The sequence below is a fragment of the Micromonospora sp. NPDC048999 genome (assembly GCF_040649295.1).
Lineage (GTDB): Bacteria > Actinomycetota > Actinomycetes > Mycobacteriales > Micromonosporaceae > Micromonospora.
Map to the genome: position 1 here is coordinate 16146 of NZ_JBEZFI010000029.1, position 18179 is coordinate 34324.

Genomic DNA, 18179 nt, shown 5'->3' on the forward strand with positions numbered 1-18179 from the left:
CCATCCGGCGCAGCGGCACCACCGGGCCGGGGCCCGGGACATCGGTACAGCTCCCCCGGATTTTCGCCGTCCGCCGGTACGCGTTCCCGCCGGCCGGGGTCCACCACCGTGTTCTGCCTGCTCGCCGCAGCGTGCGCAGGGTAGAGGGCGGGCGCGAATGTGGGCAGCCGGACCCGTTACGCGGCCTCGCCCGGTTGGCGAGGCTGGTGCCGTGAAAAGCGCGGCGTGGCCCGGGAAGCCGGGGCACGCCGACGGCGCGAACGCCCCCTAGCCGAGGAGCCCCCGACATGAGCAGCAACGCGACGTTGGCGCCCGAATGGGCACCGCCCCACCGCCCGACGCTGGTCCCCGTACCCGACCGGTGGGCCGGCGTGGGGCCGGGCGAACCGACCCGGGACCGACGACGGACTCGACACCACCCCCGCACACCGGCCGCGCAGTCCGGCCCCGCACCGCTGCGGGTGCACGTCAGCGCGCGGGACACCCGGGCGCGGGCAGAGGTCCTCACCCTGCTGCGCCGGGCCGACCTGGCGCTGGCCGCACAGGCGGACCGCTCGCCGGAGACGGTGGTCGTGGCCGCCGGCAGGACGGTCGACGAGGCGATCGCGGCCTGTCCCGCGGCATACCGGTCCGGTGACCACCGGCTGATCGTGCTGGCGGACCGGTTCTCCCCTTCCGAGGTGCGCCGGGCCGTGCAGGCGGGCGCCCAGGTACTGGTGGGGTCCACCGAGATCACTCCGGCGCGGCTCGCCGCCGCCGTACGCTCGGTCGGACACGGCTACGGCCGGATACCGTACGAGACGCTGGTTCGGCTGCTCAACGAGGCGAACGCGGCCGAGCCGGCGCCGCCGGCGCCCGTTCCGGCCCGGCCGGCGGTCTGCCCGGTCGAGCCGCTCACCGCCCGACAGACCACAGTGCTCAGGCTGATCGCCGAGGGGCACGGCAACGCGGCGATCGCCGACACGTTGACCTGCTCCGAGCACACCGTGAAGAACGTCATCTACGACCTGATGGCCCGGTTGCAGGTACGCAACCGGGCGCACGCGGTGGCTCGGGGCGTCCGCACGGGCCTGATCTGACCCGGCCGGGCGGCCCTGTCCCGGACAGCGAACTGCGCGATCACCGTTGCGGTGATCGCGCAGTTCGCGTCGGGTGGCTGGGCGACGGGGCTAGGCCATCTGCCGGCGCAGGCTCAGCGGGCGCAGGTCCGTCCAGACGTTGCCGATGTGGTCCAGGCACTCCGCCCGGGTGCCCCGGGTGCCCTCGGCGCGCCAGCCCAGCGGAAGCTCCCGGTCGGCCAGCCAGATTGAGTACTGCTCCTCGTCGTTCAGCACGACCTGATAGGTGCGGTCGTCCGTCTGCTCGTCGTACACGGGACATCCCTTCGGCTCGGGCTTGACTGACACTGCAACCAGTCTCCGGGCGGGCCGGCGGTGGTTGCAGAGAAGAACGGGCATGGCGGGTGGCGAGGATCCACCGGCCGGTCAGTACGACTCGCGGAGGCCGTCGTGACCGCTGGCGCCGACCAGGAAATCCAGATCGGCGCCGGTGTCCGCGCCGGTGACCGTGGAGACGTAGAGCTGTTCCCAGCCCCGCCGCGGTCGGGCGAGCGCGGCCGTCAGCCCCGCCGACGGCGCACGCGCGGCCAGCTCGGCGTCGGGTACGTCGACGTCCAACCGACGCCGGGTCACGTCGAGGGTGATCCAGTCGCCGGTGCGCACCCTCGCCAGCGGGCCGCCGGCCGCGGCCTCGGGGGCGACGTGCAGGACGACCGTCCCGTAGGCGGTGCCACTCATCCGCCCGTCGCAAACCCGGACCATGTCGCGCACGCCGGCCCGCAGCAGCTTCTCCGGCAGCGGCAGGTTCGCCACCTCCGGCATTCCGGGGTACCCCCGGGGTCCGCAGCCGCGCAGCACCAGGACCGAGTCGGCGTCGACGTCGAGCGCGGGGTCGTCGATGCGGGCGTGCAGCTCCTCGACCGAGTCGAACACCAGCGCCCGGCCACGGTGGACCAGCAGGTGCTCCGACGCCGCGGCCGGCTTGATGATGGCCCCGTCGGGGGCGAGGTTGCCCCGCAGCACGGCGATCCCGGCCTGCTTCTGCAGCGGCGCCTCCCGGGTGTGGATCACGTCGGGGTCCCAGATGGCCGCGCCGGCCAGGTGCTCGACCAGCGGTCGGCCGGTGACCGTGACCGCGTCCGGGTCGAGCAGGTCGGCGACCTGGTCGAGTACGGCGGCCAACCCGCCGGCCCGGTGCAGGTCCTCCATCAGGAACCGGCCGGCCGGTTGCAGGTTGACCAGCAGCGGCACGTCCGCGCCGATCCGGTCGAAGTCGTCGAGCGTCAGCGGCACGCCGAGTCGGCCGGCGATCGCGAGCAGGTGTACAACCGCGTTGGTCGAGCCGCCGATCGCCGCCAGCGCCACGATCGCGTTGCGGAACGAGCCCGCGGTGAGCACGTCGCTGGGCCGCCGCCCGGCGCCGACCAGCTCGACGGCCAGCCGGCCGGTCTCGTGCGCCCGGGCCAGCAACCGGCTGTCGGCGGCCGGGAGGCCGGCGGTGCCGGGCAGCGTCATGCCCAGCGCCTCGGCGAGCAGCCCCATGGTCGACGCGGTTCCCATCGTGTTGCAGTGCCCACGGCTGCGGATCATCGACGACTCGGATTCCAGGAACGCGGCGGCGGGCAGGGCGCCGGCCCGGACCTCCTCGCTCAGCCGCCACACGTCGGTGCCGCAGCCGAGCGGGGTACCTCGGAACGTGCCGTTGAGCATCGGCCCGCCCGGCAGCACGACCGCCGGGAGGTCCACCGACGCGGCGGCCATCAGCAGCGAGGGGATCGTCTTGTCGCAGCCGCCGAGCAGGACGACCCCGTCGATCGGGTTGGCCCGGAACATCTCCTCGGCGGCCATCGCGGCCATGTTCCGCCACAACATCGCGGTCGGTCGCATGTTCGTCTCGCCGAGCGAGACCACCGGCAGGTTGAGCGGCACCCCGCCGGCGGCCCACACCCCCTGCCGGACGCTCTCGGCCACCTCGTTGAGGTGGCTGTTGCAGGGGGTGAGGTCGGAGGCGGTGTTGGCGATCGCGATCTGCGGACGGGTGAACGCGTCATCCGGCGTACCCCGCCGCATCCAGGCGCGATGGATGTACGCGTTGCGGTCCTGACCGGCGTACCACGCCGAGCTGCGCAGCTGCACGATTCGTCCTTTCCGGTGCGGAGGTCCGCGACGGTCAGCGGGTCGCGACGAGGGTGTCGAAGTCCGGGAACGTGCTGGCGATCTGGCTGCCGGTGAAGTTGCCGACCCAACCGTCCTCCTCGTGGAAGAAGCGGATGGCCACCCAGTTGGGGCGGGTGCCCATGTCGAACCAGTGCCGGGTGTCGGCGGGCACGCTGAGCAGGTCGCCCGCCTCGCACAGCACCGCGTACACCTTGTCCTTGAGGTGCAGGTAGAAGGCGCCGGCGCCACGGGCGAAGTAGCGGTCCTCGGCGTCGTCGTGGGTGTGCTCGGCGAGGAACTTCCGCCGGGCCTCCGCCGCCCGTTCCGGGTCGACGGGCGGGTTCATCGAGAGGGCGTCGACGAGCACGTACCCCTCGGCGTCGACCACCCGCCCCACCTGCTCCGCGTACGCGGCCAGGACCTGCTCGGAGGTCGGCTCGGCGGGCAGTCCCTCAACCACCGGCCAGCGCTCGAACCGGACGCCGAGCTGGCCCAGTTCGGCGGCGATCTTCTCGCCGTCCTCGGTGCGCCACAGCGGTGTGCCGGGCTCGTCGTCGGCCCACACGGTCAGCAGTGTCATCGAAGCTCCTTAGTCGGCTTGTCGGTACTCGTCTCGAGGGCGAACCGGCACAGCCACTCCAGGCATTCGAGCCGGTGCCGGGCCTGGCGCAGGTCCTCGCCCCACACGTAGACGCCGTGCCCGGCCACGACCAGCGCCGGGACGTCCGAGCGGAATCCGCGTTCGAAGGCGTCGCCGAGCGCCCGCATGTCCTGCCCGTTGGCGATCACGGGAATGGTGACCGGATCGTCGTGCGCGCCACGGCCGAGGCCCTTGAGCATCTCCAGGCCGGACAGGCGTACCCCGTCCGGCCAGCGTTCGGCGGCGAGCACCGGCGCCAGGGCGTGCACGTGCACGACCGCCCCGGCGCCGGCGACCGCCGCGATCCGCGCGTGCAGGCCGGCCTCCGCCGACGGCACGCCCGCCGAGACCGCGTCGCCCCGGCCGTCGACCACGATCACGTCCGTCTCGGTCAGCTCACCCTTGTCCAGCCCGCTCGCCGTGATGGCCAGCCGCAGCGGGTCCCGGTCCAGGGTCACCGACAGGTTGCCGGCGGTGCCACGCATCCAGCCCAGTCCCGCGTACCGCGCGGCCTCCGCGGCGAGTTCCCGGCCGGCGGCGAGCAGCCTGGCGGCCGGCACCAGGGTCAGCTCGTCGAACGAGGCGACGGTCCGGGCCGGACCGAAGTCCGCCCCGTGGTACGGCTCCCCCGGCCGGGCCACACCGATGGCCCGCCACCCGGCCGCCGCCGCGGCGGCCAGCTCGGCCGGCACGTCGGTGAGGAACACCGCCCGCGCCGGGTCGACGCCCAGCTCCGCCGCGATGGTCCGGTACGACGACCCGTCCCGTTTCGGTCCGGCGGTGACCGTGTCGAAGTGCCCGCTGAACAGCCCCGTCACGTCGCCGTCGGTGGTCCGGGAGAACGCGGCGACCTGGGCGGTGACCGAGCCGGAGGAGAAAACGGCGAGCCGCAGCCCGGCCGCGTGCCAGGCCCGCAGCGCGGGCGCCACGTCGGCGAAGAACTCGGTGACCAGCTCACCGGTCGCGTAGCCGCGCTGCCAGATCATGCCCTGGAGGGTCTTCAGCGCGGCGATCTTCTCGTCCGCGTCCATCCAGCCGTGCAGCACCCGGAGCACGTCCCCGGTGCCCGCGTCCGGCGCCAGCCCGCCGAGCGATCGGACCTGCGCGACCGCCTCGGCGACGGCTGGGGAGTCGGCGTGTTCGTCGAGCCAGGGACCGAGCCGGGGCCGGGCGTAGTCGTACAGCACGGCGTGCACCTGCTCGGTGGGGGTGAGGGTGCCCTCGATGTCGAGCAGCACCAGGTCCACGCCGACCGTCACGGCGCCTCCTCGTGGTACCCGGCGAGCGCGGCCGGATCGAACGGACCGCGGTCGGTGACCACCGTGGTGACGTACCGCGGCGGGGTGACGTCGAACGCGGGGTAGTGGCCACGGATCCTGGGATCGACCACGCCGACCGCGGAGAGCACCTCGGTGCCCGCGCGGTACTCGATCGGCACGTCGGCCGCGGTCGGGGCGAGCCGGTCGGGCGCGTGGACCATCGCGAGGTACGGCACCCGGTGCGCGTGCGCGGCGATCGCGAGGCCCAGGGTGCCGACCTTGTTCACCACGTGACCGTCCAGGGTGACCCGATCGGCGGCGGTGACCAGCGCGTCGATCCGGCCGGAGGCGAGTACGGCGGCGCCCATGTTGTCGGTGATCACCGTCGTCTCGACGCCCATCTCGGCGAGGGTGTGTGCGGTCAGCCGGGCGCCCTGCTGGTACGGGCGGGTCTCGGTGCAGTGGAACGTCAGGGTCTTGCCGACCTCCTGCGCCGCCGTGACGAGCCCGACCAGGTAGAGGTCGGCCCAGCAGTGGGTGAGCACGGAGGCGTTGTCCGGCAACAGCTTCGCGGTGTGCTCTCCGAGTGCCCGGCTGCGCGCCCGGTAGCGTTCGTCGCCCGCCCGCGCCGCGGCCAGCACGGACCCGACCAGGTCCGTCCGATCCACCGCGGACAGCACCGACCGCACCGCCTCGCGCTGGTGGTTGTTGGTGGGCCGGGTGGCGATGATCCGCTCCCCCGCCCGGCGCAGGTGCGCCAGCGGGTCGCGGCGGCCGACGGCTTCCCGGGCGGCGAGCACCATCGCCCACAGCGCGGCGAAGTACGGGCCGGATGACTGGGTCACCATGGCCTCGATCGCCCGGGCCACGTCCTCGACCGTCGCGCACCGCACCCACTCCTGCCGCCCCGGGAAGACCCGCCGGTCCAGGATGTGCACGCCGTCGTCGGCCAGCCGCACGCTGTCGGCCAGGATCGGGGAGGTCATCAGCCTGCCCCCGACCGAGCCGGCTGCCGGACGGCGACGCCGGATCCGACCTCGGCGCGATCCCCACCGGCCACGCCCCGGACCGTGAGGTAGGGCGGGCTCACCGGGACGTCGCCGGCCGGGCCCTCCAGGACGACCTCGTCGCCGTCGCGGTACACCTCCCGGAAGCCGCCCATCCGGTAGGTCACGTACATCATCCGGTTGCGGTCGTTGGCCACGAAGTCCGCCTGCAACCGGACGCCGGCCTCGGCCGCGAGCCGCTGGATCTCGTGCAGCAGCACCGTGCCGACTCCGCGTGACATCACCCGGCACGACATCAGCAGCAGCTTGAGCCGCCAGACCGCCGGGCCGCGTTCGACCAGGGCCAGGCCGATCTTGCCGTACGAGCCGAACCGGTCGGTCAGCTCGGCCAGGAGCAGCAGGTGGTCGTCCGAGCGCTGCAACCGTTCGAGCTCGGCATAGGAGTACGTCCGGCCGGTGGTGTTGAGCTGGTGGGTCCGGACGGTCAGCTCCTCCGCCCGCCGGAGGTCCTCCGTGGTGGCCGGGGCGATGTGGAACACCATGCCCAAGGTGGCCAGGAACTCCTCGGAGGAGCCGGTGAACTCGGCGGCTGCCTCGTCCCGGTCGAGGTCGGCCCGGTACATCTGCCGGCGCTGCCGGGACTCCTCGGTCACGAAGCGCGGCTGGAAGGCCGGCAGCGCCGGCAGCCCGGCGGCCTCGGTGGCGTCGAAGCAGCGTACGGTCGGGTGCCGGGAGCTGACCTCCGCGCGTTCGAAGGGCTGGTCGTCGACGAAGACGAGCGCGTCCGGGTTGAGGTTGAGCCGCTGCGCGATCGTCGCCACGGACTCCGCCTTCGACCCCCAGTTGACCTGCGGGTAGAGGAACAGGTCGGCGATGCCCAGCTCGTCGAGCTTGGCGCGCACGGTCGCCGGGTCGTTGCGGCTGGCGATCGAGTTCAGGATGCCCCGCTCGTCCAGGGTGTGGATCGCGTCGAGCACCTCCGTACGCGGATGAACCTGTGGATCCTCGAGCAGCACGCCGTCCCAGAGGGTGTCGTCGAGGTCCCAGATCACGCACTTCACCGGCTGGAAACCGGAACTCGTGTCCACCGGCTCACCTCCCTACCGACATCAGCGCTTCGGGCAGCTCCGCCAGCCGGTGACGGTCCTGGCGGACCAGGTCGGCGATGACGATCTCCTGGATCTGGGTGCTGCCCTCGATGATTTCCATGACCTTCGCGTCCCTGAAGTAGCGCGCAGCCGGGTGGCCGTCGAAGCAGCCGGCGGCGCCGTGGATCTGCACGGTCTCCCGGGCGGCCCGGTTGGCCGCGGCGGCGGCGAAGTACTTGGCCGTCCAGGTGGCCAGCGGAGCGGCCAGGTCGTTGCGCTCGCGCAGCGCGCCGGCCTGGCGGCAGAGCAGCCGGGCGGCGGCCACGTCGGTCGCCATCCCGCTGACCAGCCGGCGGATCAGTTGGTGGTCCCGGATCAGGCTGCCGCCCTGCCGCCGACGGTCGGTGTGCTCCAGCGAGGCGTCCAGGCAGGCCTGCGCGATGCCGACGCACCCGGATGCCACGCTGTACCGCCCGAACTCGAGCGCGGTCGCCGCCACCGTCATGAAGCCGCGGTCGACCGGACCGAGCACAGCGCTGGACGGCACCCGACAGGCGTCGAGGCGTACCTCGCCCATCAGCCCGCCCCGGGTGCCGAGTACGCCGTCGATGGGTACGACCCGCAGGCCCGGGGTGTCCCGCGGCACCAGGAAGGCCGTGATGCCGCCCGGGGCGCGGGCGAACACCAGCAGCACGTCCGCGGCCAGCGCCATGCTGATCCACCGTTTGACGCCGGTCAGCAGGTATCCGTCCGACACCGGCTCGGCCGAGGTCACCAGCTTGCTCGGGTCGCTGCCGGCGGATTCCTCGCTGAGCGCGAACGCGCCGAGCAGCTCTCCCCTGGCCAGCCGGGGCAGCAGGTCGGCCCGCTGGGCGGCGCTGCCCCAGCGTTCGACCGCCCCGGCGACCATCCCGTGCACGGTCAGCAGGGTGCGTACCGACGAGCAGGCCCGGCCGACCTCCTCGTGCAGCACGCCGAGCGGTACGGCGCCGAGGCCGGCGCCGCCGTGCGCCACGGCCACCCCGGCGCCGAGGTGACCCTCGGCGGCCAGGGCCTGTACGACGTCGGCGGGCACCGCCCCGGTCCGGTCGATCTCGGCCGCTCGCGGCGCCACGACCCGGTCGGCGAACTCGCGGAACCGGGCGGTGTCCGGGTACCGGGGCGCGACGGGGGCCAGGGTTTCAGTCGGCATGGCGCTCGACCAGCTCGGCGATCGCGTTGACGGTGCGGAAGTTGTCGCGTTCCAGGTCCCCGTTGTCGAGCTCGATCGCGAACTCCTGCTCGACGAAGAGCACCAACTGCATGGCGAACAGCGAGTTCACCAGGCCGGTCTCGAAGATGTCGTCGTCGTCGCGCAGGTCGCCGGGCCAGCGGGTACCGAGGAAGGTCCGGATGCGGGTCTTGGTGTCCGGGCGGGTCTTGGTGTCCAACTCAGGCTCCTTGGGTCGCGGGCCGCCGGTCGCCGGTGATCCCGTAGTGGTGGAAGCCCTCCCCGCTCTTCCGGCCGAGCAGGCCGGCGGCGACCATGGTCCGCAGCAGTGGGCAGGGCCGGTACTTCGAGTCGCCGAAGCGTTCGTGGAGCACCTCCAGGCTGTGCAGGATGGTGTCCACGCCGATGAGGTCCGCCGTCTCCAGCGGGCCCATCTCGTGGCCGAAGCAGCTCTTGAACAGCTCGTCGATCGCCTCGGCCGAGGCGATTCCCTCCGCCCGGCAGAACGCGGCCTCGTTGACGGTCAGCATCAGCACCCGGTTGGACACGAAGCCCGGCGAGTCGTTCACCATGATGGAGGTCTTGCCCATCGACGCGAGCAGGGTCTGCGCCGCCTCGACCGTGGCCGGGGTGGTGTGCCAGCCGGGAATGAGCTCCACCACCGGCTTCAACGGCACCGGGTTCATGAAGTGCAGGCCGATCACCTGCCCGGGCCGCGACGTGAGGGCGGCGACGTCGGTGATCGGGAAGCAGGAGGTGTTGACCACGAAGACGCAGCCGGGCTCGCAGATCCGGTCCAGCGCCCGGTACACCGGCTCCTTCGCCGACCACTTCTCGGAGACGTTCTCGATCACCACGCTCGCCGGGCCGAGTTCGTCGAGATCCTGGGTGAAGGTGATCCGGTCCAGCACCTCGTCCGGCGCGTACGTGCGCAGCTTCGGCGCGACGAGCCGCTGGAGCCGGACCGCGCGGCGGATCTCCACCCGCGCCCGGTCCAGCGCGTCGGCCGACGTGTCGACCAGGACAACCTTGTGCTCGGCCTGGGCCAGGCTCTGTGCCACGCCCGTCCCGATGGTGCCGGCACCGACCACGCCGATCATGAGTTGCTCCTCCTTGGGGTGTCGTTGGTGAAGCGCGCCCAGTCGATCTCCAGGCCGGCCGTCCACAGCCGACCGAGCGCGGTCAGCAGCCCGGCCGTCTCCGAGCGGCCGGCGAACGCGGCGGTCAGGCCCGGCTGGACCCGGGCGAGCCGGGTCCGGTCGCAGGCCGGGTGGTGGCGGGCGGAGGAGGACAAGCCCTCGCCGGGGCCGAGTTCGATCGCCACCGGGTCCACGTCCCGCCACAGGGTGCCGAGACCCGACATCAGCTCGACCGGGCGGGTCAGGTGCTGGGCCCAGTACGCCGGGTCGACCGCCTGGGCGTTGCTGAGCCAGGTGCCGGTGACGTTGGAGACGTACGGGATGCGGGGCTCGGCGAGCCGGACGTTGGCGCGTACCCAGGCGGTGAGCTCCGCGCCGAGCGGTTCCATGGTGCGGGTGTGGAAGCCGTGGTGGGCGCCCACCCGCTGGTAGGCGACGCCGGCGTCGGTCAGCCGGCCTTCGAGGTCGGTCATCGCGGCCCGGGGGCCGCCGACCACGGTCTGGAAGGGGCTGGTCACGGCGGCCACGTCCAGGTCGGTGCCGAGCCACGGGCCGATCTCGTCGCGGGTCAGCGCCACGGCCAGCATGCCGCCGGGCGCCAGCTCCTCGATGCGCTCGGCCCGCCACCGGACCAGGCGCAGCGCGTCCGGCAGGGACATCACCCCGGCCAGGCAGGCCGCGACGTACTCGCCGAGGCTGTAGCCGATCATCGCCGCGGGTTCGACGCCCCAGCTGCGGACCAGTTGGGCGAGCGCGTACTCGATCACGAAGACGCCCGGCTGGCCGTACCGTGTGGTGGCCAGCGGCCCCTGCGGCACCTGGCGGGGCCGCAGCATCGTGCGCAGGTCGCCCGGCAGCCGTGGGGGTTCCACCGGCCGGACCAGCAGGTCGAGCAGGTCGCAGCCGTCGGATCCGAGCACGGCGCAGCAGCGGTCGACGGCGGCCCGGAACACCGGTTCGGACCGGTACAGCTCGGCGCCCATCCCCGGGTACTGGTCGCCGACTCCGCTGAACAGGAACGCCACCGGCCGCCGGAGCGCGGGCTGGCCGCCGTCCAGACCCCGACCCCGGCGCAGCGCGGCGGCGACGGATGCGGCGTCGGTGCCGACGACCGCTCCCCGGTACGCGCCGTGCGCGCGGTGCCGCAGCTCGCCGGCCAGCTCCGGCAGCGAGTCCGGCGCTGCCTCCAACCGGCCGAGTACGGCCTGCCGGGCCGGGGGCAGCGCCTCGGCGGTGCCGGCCGACCAGACCAGCAGTTCCGCCGGGCGAGTGGCCACCGTGGTCAACAACGACTCAGTCATGACGAGTCCCTTCCATCGCGGCGACGAGTCCGAGGTGCTCCCGGACGAGCCGGAGCACCGCGGCCCGGTCAGAGACGAGATTGAAGTGGCCGTGGCCGATCACGTCGGCGGTGCACCGGCCGGTGGTCAGCTCGCCCCAGTCGGCCAGGCTGTGTTCCGGCACGTAGTGGTCCCCCGCGCCGCTGCACGCGTGGATGTCGCAGCGCAGCGGCGGGCGCGCCGACCATCGGTACCCCTCGCACGCGGCGAAATCGGCCCGCAGGACCGGCAGCAGCAGCCGCAGCAGATCCGGGTCGGCCCAGAGCGAGTCGGGAATGCCGCCGTAGCCGTGGCGTACCTCGGCCAGGAAGTCGGCGTCCGGCAGGTGGGCGATGGGCGGCTCGTCGGTGGGCCGGTGCGGGGCCGGCGCGCCGGAGACGAACAGCCGTTCCGGTTCCCGCGGCAACCGGTGGGCGACCTCGTACGCGATCGTCGCGCCCATGCTGTGCCCGAACAGCGCGTACGGACGGTCCAGCAGCGGCTGCGCCGCCTCGGCCACCCGCGTGGCGATCAGGTCGAGGTCGTCGACCGGCCGCTCGCCGAAGCGCGACTCGCGGCCGGGCAGGTGCACCAGGCACACCTCGACCGCCGGAGCCAGCTCGGTCAGCCAGCGGGCGTAGAACGACGGCCCCGCCCCGGCGTGCGGTACGCAGAAGAGTCTGATCCGTGCCTCGGGCACCACCCGGGGCCGCCTGATCCACGACGATCCCGTCACGATGCCACCTGCACGGCCTGGCCGACGGTCAGCGACTCGAGCACCGTGCAGAGCCGGGCCAGTTCCTCGGCCGAGTTGTAATAGTGCACGGACACCCGCAGCAGGCTGCTGATGCCACGGCGTCGCATGTCCACGCACGCGGCGTTCGACAGACACACCCAGGTGTTGATGCCGGCCCGCTGCAACTCCGCACGGACCAGCTCGGCGGCCTGGCCGTGCACGGTCAGCGCGATGGTGCCGCAGCGTTCCCGACCGCGGTCCTCCACGGTGATCCCCGGAATGCTCGCGAGGTCGGCGCGCAGGCCGGCGGCGAGCCCCCGGATCCGGCGCCAGGTGTTCTCGATCCCCCAGGAGAGCGCGTAGTCGACGGCGACGCCCAGACCGATCCGGGTGGCGCAGCTGGTCTCCCAGGTGTCGAATCGGCGGGCGGCGGGCGCGAAGCGGTAGCCGACGCCGTCCCACTCGACGCCGTCGAGTCCGACCGTGCCGGGCGAGAGCTGTTCGGCGAACTCCCGTCGGGCGTACAGGAACCCCGTGCCCCGGGGGCCCCGCAGGAACTTCCGGCCGCAGCCGACCAGCATGTCGCAGCCGATCTGCCGTACGTCGACGGGCAGCTGCCCGATCGACTGGCTGGCGTCCACCAGGTAGGTAATCCCGAACTCGCGGGCCACCCGGCCGATCGCGGCCACCGGATAGATCAGGCCGTCGTGCATCGGCACGTGGGTCATGGCGATCAGCTTCACCCGCTCGTCGATGCGGCCCCGCAGGTCCGCGGCGTCCACCAGGCCGTCGGCGTCCACCGGCAGGACCTCCAGCTGGACGCCGGTGCGCCGGGCGAGGTGCAGGAAGGACAGGTAGCTGCTGCCGTACTCCATCGGCGAGATGAGGACCCGGTCTCCGGGCCCCAACGCGAGGCTGGACAGGGCCGCGCCCCAGGCCCGGGTGGCGCTCTCGAACATGGCGATCTCGTCGCTGTCACAGTTCAGCAGGTCGGCGAGGGCGCCGTGCCCGCGTTCCACGGCCACCCGGGCCCGCTCGGCGGCCTCGTAGGGGCCCAGCTCGGATTCCAGCCGCAGGTGCCCCATGACCGCGTCGATCACCGGCTGCGGCGGGAGGCTGGCGCCAGCGTTGTTGAGATGGGCGACGTACTTCACGCCGGGCGTGTCCGCCCGCGCCTGGACAAGGTTGATGTTCATCTCAGCTCATCTCGACGGATCGGTGCGGTTATCCGGCCAGGTGGCGCAGCGCCAGCCGACCGGCGTCCTGCGCGACGGCGTGTTCCTCGTTGACCACCTGCCAGGCGACCTCGGCCAGTTCGGCGAAGGTGCGGCAGCCCCACAGTCGCGTGATCGGCACCTTGACCCGGATGCGCTTCTCCCACCGCGCCCGCGCCTCCAGGAAGGTCAGCGAATCGCAGCCGACCGCCAGCAGTTCGTCGTCGTCGACCAGGTCGTCCACCCCGACCAGGTCGCCGACGATCTGTTTGAGGTGTTCGCACAGCTCGTCCTGCGTCGCCGCGATCGGCTCGGCGCCGTCCGGTTCGTCGGCCGGCCGCCGCAGCAGCCGACGCACCCGGTCGACGCGCTCGGCGAGCGGCACCGTCGACACCACGAGCCGGGCGTCCCCGGCGGCCACGATCGAGCCCAGCAGCCCGGTCGCCTGGTCCACGCCCATCGCCGTCGCCGTGGCGGCGGCGGTGCCCAGGCTTGCGGCGGCGTCGTCGAACCGCCACACGTCCCAGTCGACGCTCACCCAGGGGGCACCGTTCGCGCTGCGCCATTCGGCGTACGCGTCGAGGTAGCGGTTGGCTGCCGTGTAGACGCCGAAGGTGATGCCACCGAGGACCGCGCTCAGGCTCGAGCAGACCAGGAAGAAGTCCAACGGCTGGGCGCGGGTGACGCGGTCGAGGACGCCGATTCCGGTCGTCTTGGGCCGCAGCAGGTCCTGGGCGTGGTCGTCGGAGGTCTCGGCGACGAACGTGAAGCCGTCGCCCGCGCCCTCGATCCCGGCCGCGTGCACCACGCCGTTGACCGGGCCCCAGTGCCGGTTGACCTCCTCGACCACCTGGGTCATCCGCCGCTCGTCCGCGATGTCGGCGGGCAGGGTGAGCACTTCGGCGCCGAGTTCACGCAGTCGGCGGGCGGTGTCCGGGGCGGGCGGCCGGCCGTGGCGGGACACCAGCGCGATCCGGGTTCCGCCGGACGCGGCGAGGTGGGTGGCGATCGCCAGGCCCATCCGGCCGGAGCCGCCGGCGACCAGGTACACCCCGCCCGGCCGGACCGGCGTGGCCACCCCGCCCGCGGTGTCCAGCCGGTCGAAGGTCGGGACGTGCCGGTCGGCGCCGCGGTAGGCGACCTCCGGCGTCTCCGCCGGGCTCGCCAGTTCGGCCAGCAGTCGGGCCGCGACCTCGGTGGCGGGCGTGCCGGCCGCGAAGTCCAGCGCGTGGCAGCCCAGGTCGGGATGCTCCTGCGGGAGGACCTGGCAGAGCCCGAGCAGCGCCGCCGCCGCCGGGTCCACCGCCGTGGCGTCCCCGACGGGCTGGGCGTTCTGCGTCACGACCCACAGCTCGGGCGACTGCCCGGCCGCCACCAGGGCCCGGACCAGCGACAGTGTGCCGAGCACGCCGGTGGCGAGCGCCGCTTCGGCGGGGGCGCCGCCGGAGCGCAGCCGCACCACCCGGGTGATCGGGCCGGTCTCGGCGACCACGTGGTCGACCAGGCGGGCCAGGTCGCCGGGCTCCCCCGGTCGTACCCGCACCACGCCTTCGGTCGTCACGTCGAACTCGGTGGCCGGCTCCACGGGCACCACCGTCAGTCCGGCGGCGGCGAGCTCGGCCCGTACCGTCGCGGCCGGTTCGGCGTGGTCGCCGAGGACGAGGCAGGCGCCGTCGGTCCGGGTCAGGTCGCCCCGGTGGTGCGGGCGGGGCAACCCGGTCCGGGTCCACACCTGCCGGTACAGCCACCGGTCGACCGGTTCCTGCTCCTGCGGCGTACGCCCGGCGGCGTCGCCGCCCGGGGTGACCCGCTGGTCGGCGACCGGCACCCACAGCTCCTCGCCCTGCCAGGGGTAGGTGGGCAGGGACAGCCGGTGGCACCGCCGGCCCGCGTACCGGGCCGCCCAGTCGACCTCCGCGCCGCCGGCCCACTCCCGGGCCAGGTCGGCCAGTTCCCCGGCACCGGGCCCGGCCGGGTGCTCGCCGGCCAGCACCCGGGCCAGCTCCGCAGTCGACGAGACGACGGCGGCCCAGCGGCGCGGCTGCGGCCGGCGGCCGACCGCCAGCGTGAACGCGAGGTCGGCCAGCGCCACGTCCGGCTGGCGGGTCAGCCAGGCCGACAGCCGCTCCCGCAGGGCGTGCAGCGCTTCCTCGCTGCGGGCCGAGAGCAGCACCGCGTGCTCGGCCGACGGATGAGGTTCGGCCGGCGCCGGCTGGGGCGGCTGCTCCACGACGAGGTGGACGTTGGTGCCGCCCATGCCGAAGGAGCTGACGCCGGCCCGGCGCGGGCCATCCGGCCACGGCTGCAGCGTGCGGTTGACGTAGAACGGGGAGTCCGCGAAGTCGATGCCCGGGTTGGGCTGGTCGAAGTCCGGCGCGGGCGGGATCTCGCCGTGCTTGACCGACAGGATCGCCTTGATCAGCCCCGCCATGCCCGCCGCGTAGCCGAGGTGCCCGACGTTCGCCTTCACCGAGTTGAGCGCGCAGAACCCGCTCTCCTCGGTGTGCTGCCGGTAGGCGCGGGTGAGCGCCCGTACCTCGATGGGGTCGCCGACGGCGGTACCGGTGCCGTGCCCCTCCACCAGGTGGATCGACTCGACCGGCACGCCCGCCGCGGCGAGCGCCGCGCTGATCGCCGCCGACTGCCCCTCGACCCCGGGCGCGGAGAAGCCCGCCTTGGCCTTGCCGTCGTTGTTGATCCCGCCGCCGAGGATCACGGCGTGGATGTGGTCGCCGCTGGCGATGGCGTCGGAGAGCCGGCGCAGTAGGACGACCCCGACGCCGTCGCCCTCCACGTAGCCGGTGCCGCGCTTCTCGTAGGCGCGGGTGTGGCCGTCGCCGGAGAGGATGAAGCCGTCCTGCTGTTCGTAGGCGAGACTGTCGTGGCAGCGGATGTTGACCGCACCGGCCAGCGCGAGATCGGCCCGGCCGGCGCGTACCGCCTCGGCGGCCAGGTGGACCGCGACCAGCGACGAGGAGCAGGCGGTACGCACGCTGAGGCTCTCGCCGGTGAGGCCGAGCTTGTAGGAGATGCGGGTGGAGAGGGTGTCCGGTGCGTTGGACAGGTCGACGAGCAGTCGTTCGGCGGCCGAGTGCGCGCCGAACTCCCGCCCCTCGCGGTAGGTGTTCGGCCCGGCCGTGGTGTAGACCGCGACCCGCTCGGTGAGCCGGTGCACGTCGTAGCCGGCCTCCTCCATCGCGGCCCACGCGTGTTCCAGCAGGAGGCGGTGCTGCGGGTCGAGGACCTCGGCCTCCCGCCGGGGGATGCCGAAGAACTCGTAGTCGAAGCGCCGGATCTCGTCGAGCACACCGCGGGCGTGGACCCACCGCCGGCCGGTCTGGTCGTCGTCGACGGTCAGCGGCGTGCCGAAGGTGATCGACTCCCGTCCGGCCCGCAGGTTGGCCCAGAACTCGTCGAGGTCGGACGCCCCGGGCATGGTGGCCGCCATGCCGATGACGGCGATCGGTTCCTGGCTCATCAGCCCCGCACCCCCACGCCCGCGATCGATTCGGCCAGGCTCCGGACGGTCGGGTACTCGTAGAGCGCCGTGACCGGCAGCTGCGCGCCCAGCTCCTGTTGGATCCGCCGGTTCAGCACCGGCACCGACGCCGACGTGCCGCCGAGGTCGAAGTAGTTGTCGTCGACGCCCACCGTGGGCACCTCGAGCAGTTCCGCCCAGACCGCGGCGATCACGGTCTCCACCTCGGAGGCCGCGGCCGCATACCGGCTGCCCAGTTCGAGCCGGGGGGCGTCGGTGTCGGCGCGCAGCGCGGCCCGGTCGAGCTTGCCGTGCTGGCTGAGCGGCAGCGCCTCGACCCGGTGGTATTCGGACGGGATCATGTAGTCGGGCAGCCGCGCGGCGAGCCGGCGGCGCAGCTCGGCGACGGTCGGCGCGACGGTGGCCGGTACGACGTACGCGGCGAGGATCCGGTCGGCGCCCTGCGTCCGGTCGACCACGGCGGCCTGCCGGATCTCCGGGAGCTCCGCCAGCGCCGACTCGACCTCGCCGAGTTCGACCCGGTTGCCGCGGATCTTCACCTGGTCGTCGGTCCGGCCCAACACCTGCACCAGCCCGCCGGGCAGCATCCGGGCGAGGTCGCCGGAGCGGTACAGCCGGGCGCCGGGCCGGGCGCCGATCGGGTCGGGCACGAACGCCGCGGCGGTGAGGTCCGGCCGGTTGTGGTAGCCGCGGGCCAGCGCGTCGCCGCCGATGTAGAGCTCACCCGGTTCGCCATCGGGAACCGGGCGCAGCCGCTCGTCCAGGATGTGCACCTCGGTGCCGGGCAGCGGCCGGCCGACCGGTGGCGGGGACTGCGCCAGGTCGGCCGCCGTGAACTGGTGGCAGCAGGCGAAGACCCCGGCCTCGGTCGGGCCGTACCCGTTGGCGATCCGGGTGCCGAGCGACCGCAGCGCGTGCGCGACATGGGCGCTCGACAGGACCTCGCCGCCGACCACGACCTGGTGCAGGCCCGTCCCGTCGAGCAACGCGTCGTCGACGATGCGGTTGAACAGGGTGGGGGTGAGCCAGAGCGTGGTGACCCCGGCACGGCGGACCGTCTGCGCGATCAGCTCCGCGGAGACCCGCTGGTCGGGCAGGATCGCCAGCCGCCCCCCGTTGGCCAGGCAGCCGAAGATCTCGAAGACCGACGCGTCGAACGACAGCGGGCAGGACTGCAGGAACGTCTGGCCCGGGTCGAACGTGCCGTATATCCCGGACCGGACGATGCGGGCGGCGGCGCGGTGTGGCACGGCGACGCCCTTCGGGGTGCCGGTCGTGCCGGAGGTGTAGATGACATAGGCGAGGTGGTCCGGGGTGGCGCGCGGTCCGGCCTCGGCCGGCACGGCGCCGAGCCGGGCGTCGACCGGGACCCGGATCCCGTCGAACTCCGGCAGGCCGCACCGGGTCGCGTCGGACTCGACGAGGACCCGCGCTCCGGAGTGCGCAAGCATGAACCGGAGCCGGTCGGCCGGGTGACCGACCCACAGCGGCAGGTACGCCGCCCCGGCCTCGAGGATGCCCAGGATCCCGACGAGCATGTCGATGGAGCGCGGCACGTGCAGGCCGACCACGGCGTCGGGCCCGACGTGCTGTGCCCGCAGAACCGCGGCCAGTTGTCGGGAACGCTCGCGCAACTGTCCGTAGGTGATCGACTCATCGCCCGCAACGACGGCGATCGCGTCCGGGGCGGCGTCCGCATGCCGCGCGAACATGTCGTGCAGGCACTGGGTCGAGTCGTCGTTCATCGGGGGCCACTTCCGCCCAAATGTTTGTCCACTTCGGTCTCCCACCACTCGGCGTGTCCCGTCGCGGCTGTGCCGGCGATCGACTTCAGCCTGCTCGCCCGGCTGTTC

The 18179-nt window shown here is 73.4% G+C and carries 15 protein-coding genes; 1 reads left to right on the forward strand and 14 read right to left on the reverse strand.

The window, feature by feature from the left end:
* The first annotated feature begins 287 nt into the window (after positions 1 to 287).
* Positions 288 to 1079 (forward strand): response regulator transcription factor, encoded by a 792-nt coding sequence (locus tag AB0C02_RS24300; protein WP_357551096.1) that lies wholly within the window; start codon positions 288 to 290, stop codon positions 1077 to 1079.
* A gap of 90 nt (positions 1080 to 1169) precedes the next feature.
* Here the strand turns inward: AB0C02_RS24300 and AB0C02_RS24305 are convergent, their stop codons facing one another.
* From AB0C02_RS24305 to AB0C02_RS24370, 14 genes are all read right to left on the reverse strand, one after another.
* Positions 1170 to 1373: an MbtH family protein gene (locus AB0C02_RS24305; RefSeq protein WP_357551097.1), complete on the reverse strand. Its 204-nt coding sequence runs from the start codon at positions 1371 to 1373 to the stop codon at positions 1170 to 1172.
* Positions 1374 to 1484: 111 nt separating this feature from the next.
* Positions 1485 to 3194, reverse strand: coding sequence for an IlvD/Edd family dehydratase (locus tag AB0C02_RS24310; protein ID WP_357551098.1), 1710 nt, complete (start codon positions 3192 to 3194; stop codon positions 1485 to 1487).
* A gap of 34 nt (positions 3195 to 3228) precedes the next feature.
* Positions 3229 to 3795, reverse strand: a complete 567-nt coding sequence (locus tag AB0C02_RS24315; protein WP_357551099.1) for a hypothetical protein — start codon at positions 3793 to 3795, stop codon at positions 3229 to 3231.
* Positions 3792 to 5114, reverse strand: coding sequence for an acireductone synthase (gene mtnC / locus AB0C02_RS24320; RefSeq protein ID WP_357551100.1), 1323 nt, complete (start codon positions 5112 to 5114; stop codon positions 3792 to 3794). The genes AB0C02_RS24315 and mtnC overlap by 4 nt, the downstream gene beginning before the upstream one ends.
* Positions 5111 to 6100 (reverse strand): hypothetical protein, encoded by a 990-nt coding sequence (locus AB0C02_RS24325; protein ID WP_357551101.1) that lies wholly within the window; start codon positions 6098 to 6100, stop codon positions 5111 to 5113. The genes mtnC and AB0C02_RS24325 overlap by 4 nt, the downstream gene beginning before the upstream one ends.
* Positions 6100 to 7209 carry an HAD-IIIC family phosphatase gene (locus AB0C02_RS24330; RefSeq protein WP_357551102.1) on the reverse strand — a complete coding sequence of 370 codons (1110 nt, stop codon included), beginning with the start codon at positions 7207 to 7209 and terminating at the stop codon, positions 6100 to 6102. Before AB0C02_RS24330 ends, AB0C02_RS24325 begins: the two co-directional genes overlap by 1 nt.
* A gap of 4 nt (positions 7210 to 7213) precedes the next feature.
* Positions 7214 to 8401, reverse strand: a complete 1188-nt coding sequence (locus AB0C02_RS24335) for an acyl-CoA dehydrogenase family protein (protein ID WP_357551103.1) — start codon at positions 8399 to 8401, stop codon at positions 7214 to 7216.
* Complete coding sequence (locus AB0C02_RS24340; protein ID WP_357551104.1) at positions 8391 to 8639, reverse strand: phosphopantetheine-binding protein; 249 nt, start codon at positions 8637 to 8639, stop codon at positions 8391 to 8393. Before AB0C02_RS24340 ends, AB0C02_RS24335 begins: the two co-directional genes overlap by 11 nt.
* A 1-nt stretch (position 8640) precedes the next feature.
* Positions 8641 to 9519: a 3-hydroxyacyl-CoA dehydrogenase NAD-binding domain-containing protein gene (locus AB0C02_RS24345; RefSeq protein ID WP_357551105.1), complete on the reverse strand. Its 879-nt coding sequence runs from the start codon at positions 9517 to 9519 to the stop codon at positions 8641 to 8643.
* Positions 9516 to 10859 carry an acyltransferase domain-containing protein gene (locus AB0C02_RS24350; protein WP_357551106.1) on the reverse strand — a complete coding sequence of 448 codons (1344 nt, stop codon included), beginning with the start codon at positions 10857 to 10859 and terminating at the stop codon, positions 9516 to 9518. The genes AB0C02_RS24345 and AB0C02_RS24350 overlap by 4 nt, the downstream gene beginning before the upstream one ends.
* Positions 10852 to 11613: an alpha/beta fold hydrolase gene (locus AB0C02_RS24355; protein WP_357551107.1), complete on the reverse strand. Its 762-nt coding sequence runs from the start codon at positions 11611 to 11613 to the stop codon at positions 10852 to 10854. The genes AB0C02_RS24350 and AB0C02_RS24355 overlap by 8 nt, the downstream gene beginning before the upstream one ends.
* Entirely contained in the window at positions 11610 to 12809 is a 1200-nt protein-coding gene (locus AB0C02_RS24360; protein WP_357551108.1) for an aminotransferase class V-fold PLP-dependent enzyme, read from the reverse strand. Before AB0C02_RS24360 ends, AB0C02_RS24355 begins: the two co-directional genes overlap by 4 nt.
* Before the next feature lie 28 nt (positions 12810 to 12837).
* Entirely contained in the window at positions 12838 to 16305 is a 3468-nt protein-coding gene (locus AB0C02_RS24365) for an SDR family NAD(P)-dependent oxidoreductase (RefSeq protein WP_357551109.1), read from the reverse strand.
* Positions 16305 to 18071 carry a non-ribosomal peptide synthetase gene (locus tag AB0C02_RS24370; RefSeq protein WP_357551110.1) on the reverse strand — a complete coding sequence of 589 codons (1767 nt, stop codon included), beginning with the start codon at positions 18069 to 18071 and terminating at the stop codon, positions 16305 to 16307. The genes AB0C02_RS24365 and AB0C02_RS24370 overlap by 1 nt, the downstream gene beginning before the upstream one ends.
* Between the last annotated feature and the right edge of the window lie 108 nt (positions 18072 to 18179).

Coding starts and splice junctions, on each gene's coding strand:
- AB0C02_RS24360 (WP_357551108.1), bottom strand. CDS start 12,809: ATGAACATCAACCTTGTCCAGGCGCGGGCGGACACGCCCGGCGTGAAG.
- AB0C02_RS24350 (WP_357551106.1), bottom strand. CDS start 10,859: ATGACTGAGTCGTTGTTGACCACGGTGGCCACTCGCCCGGCGGAACTG.
- AB0C02_RS24325 (WP_357551101.1), bottom strand. CDS start 6,100: ATGACCTCCCCGATCCTGGCCGACAGCGTGCGGCTGGCCGACGACGGC.
- AB0C02_RS24365 (WP_357551109.1), bottom strand. CDS start 16,305: ATGAGCCAGGAACCGATCGCCGTCATCGGCATGGCGGCCACCATGCCC.
- AB0C02_RS24300 (WP_357551096.1), top strand. CDS start 288: ATGAGCAGCAACGCGACGTTGGCGCCCGAATGGGCACCGCCCCACCGC.
- AB0C02_RS24370 (WP_357551110.1), bottom strand. CDS start 18,071: ATGAACGACGACTCGACCCAGTGCCTGCACGACATGTTCGCGCGGCAT.
- AB0C02_RS24335 (WP_357551103.1), bottom strand. CDS start 8,401: ATGCCGACTGAAACCCTGGCCCCCGTCGCGCCCCGGTACCCGGACACC.
- AB0C02_RS24315 (WP_357551099.1), bottom strand. CDS start 3,795: ATGACACTGCTGACCGTGTGGGCCGACGACGAGCCCGGCACACCGCTG.
- AB0C02_RS24345 (WP_357551105.1), bottom strand. CDS start 9,519: ATGATCGGCGTGGTCGGTGCCGGCACCATCGGGACGGGCGTGGCACAG.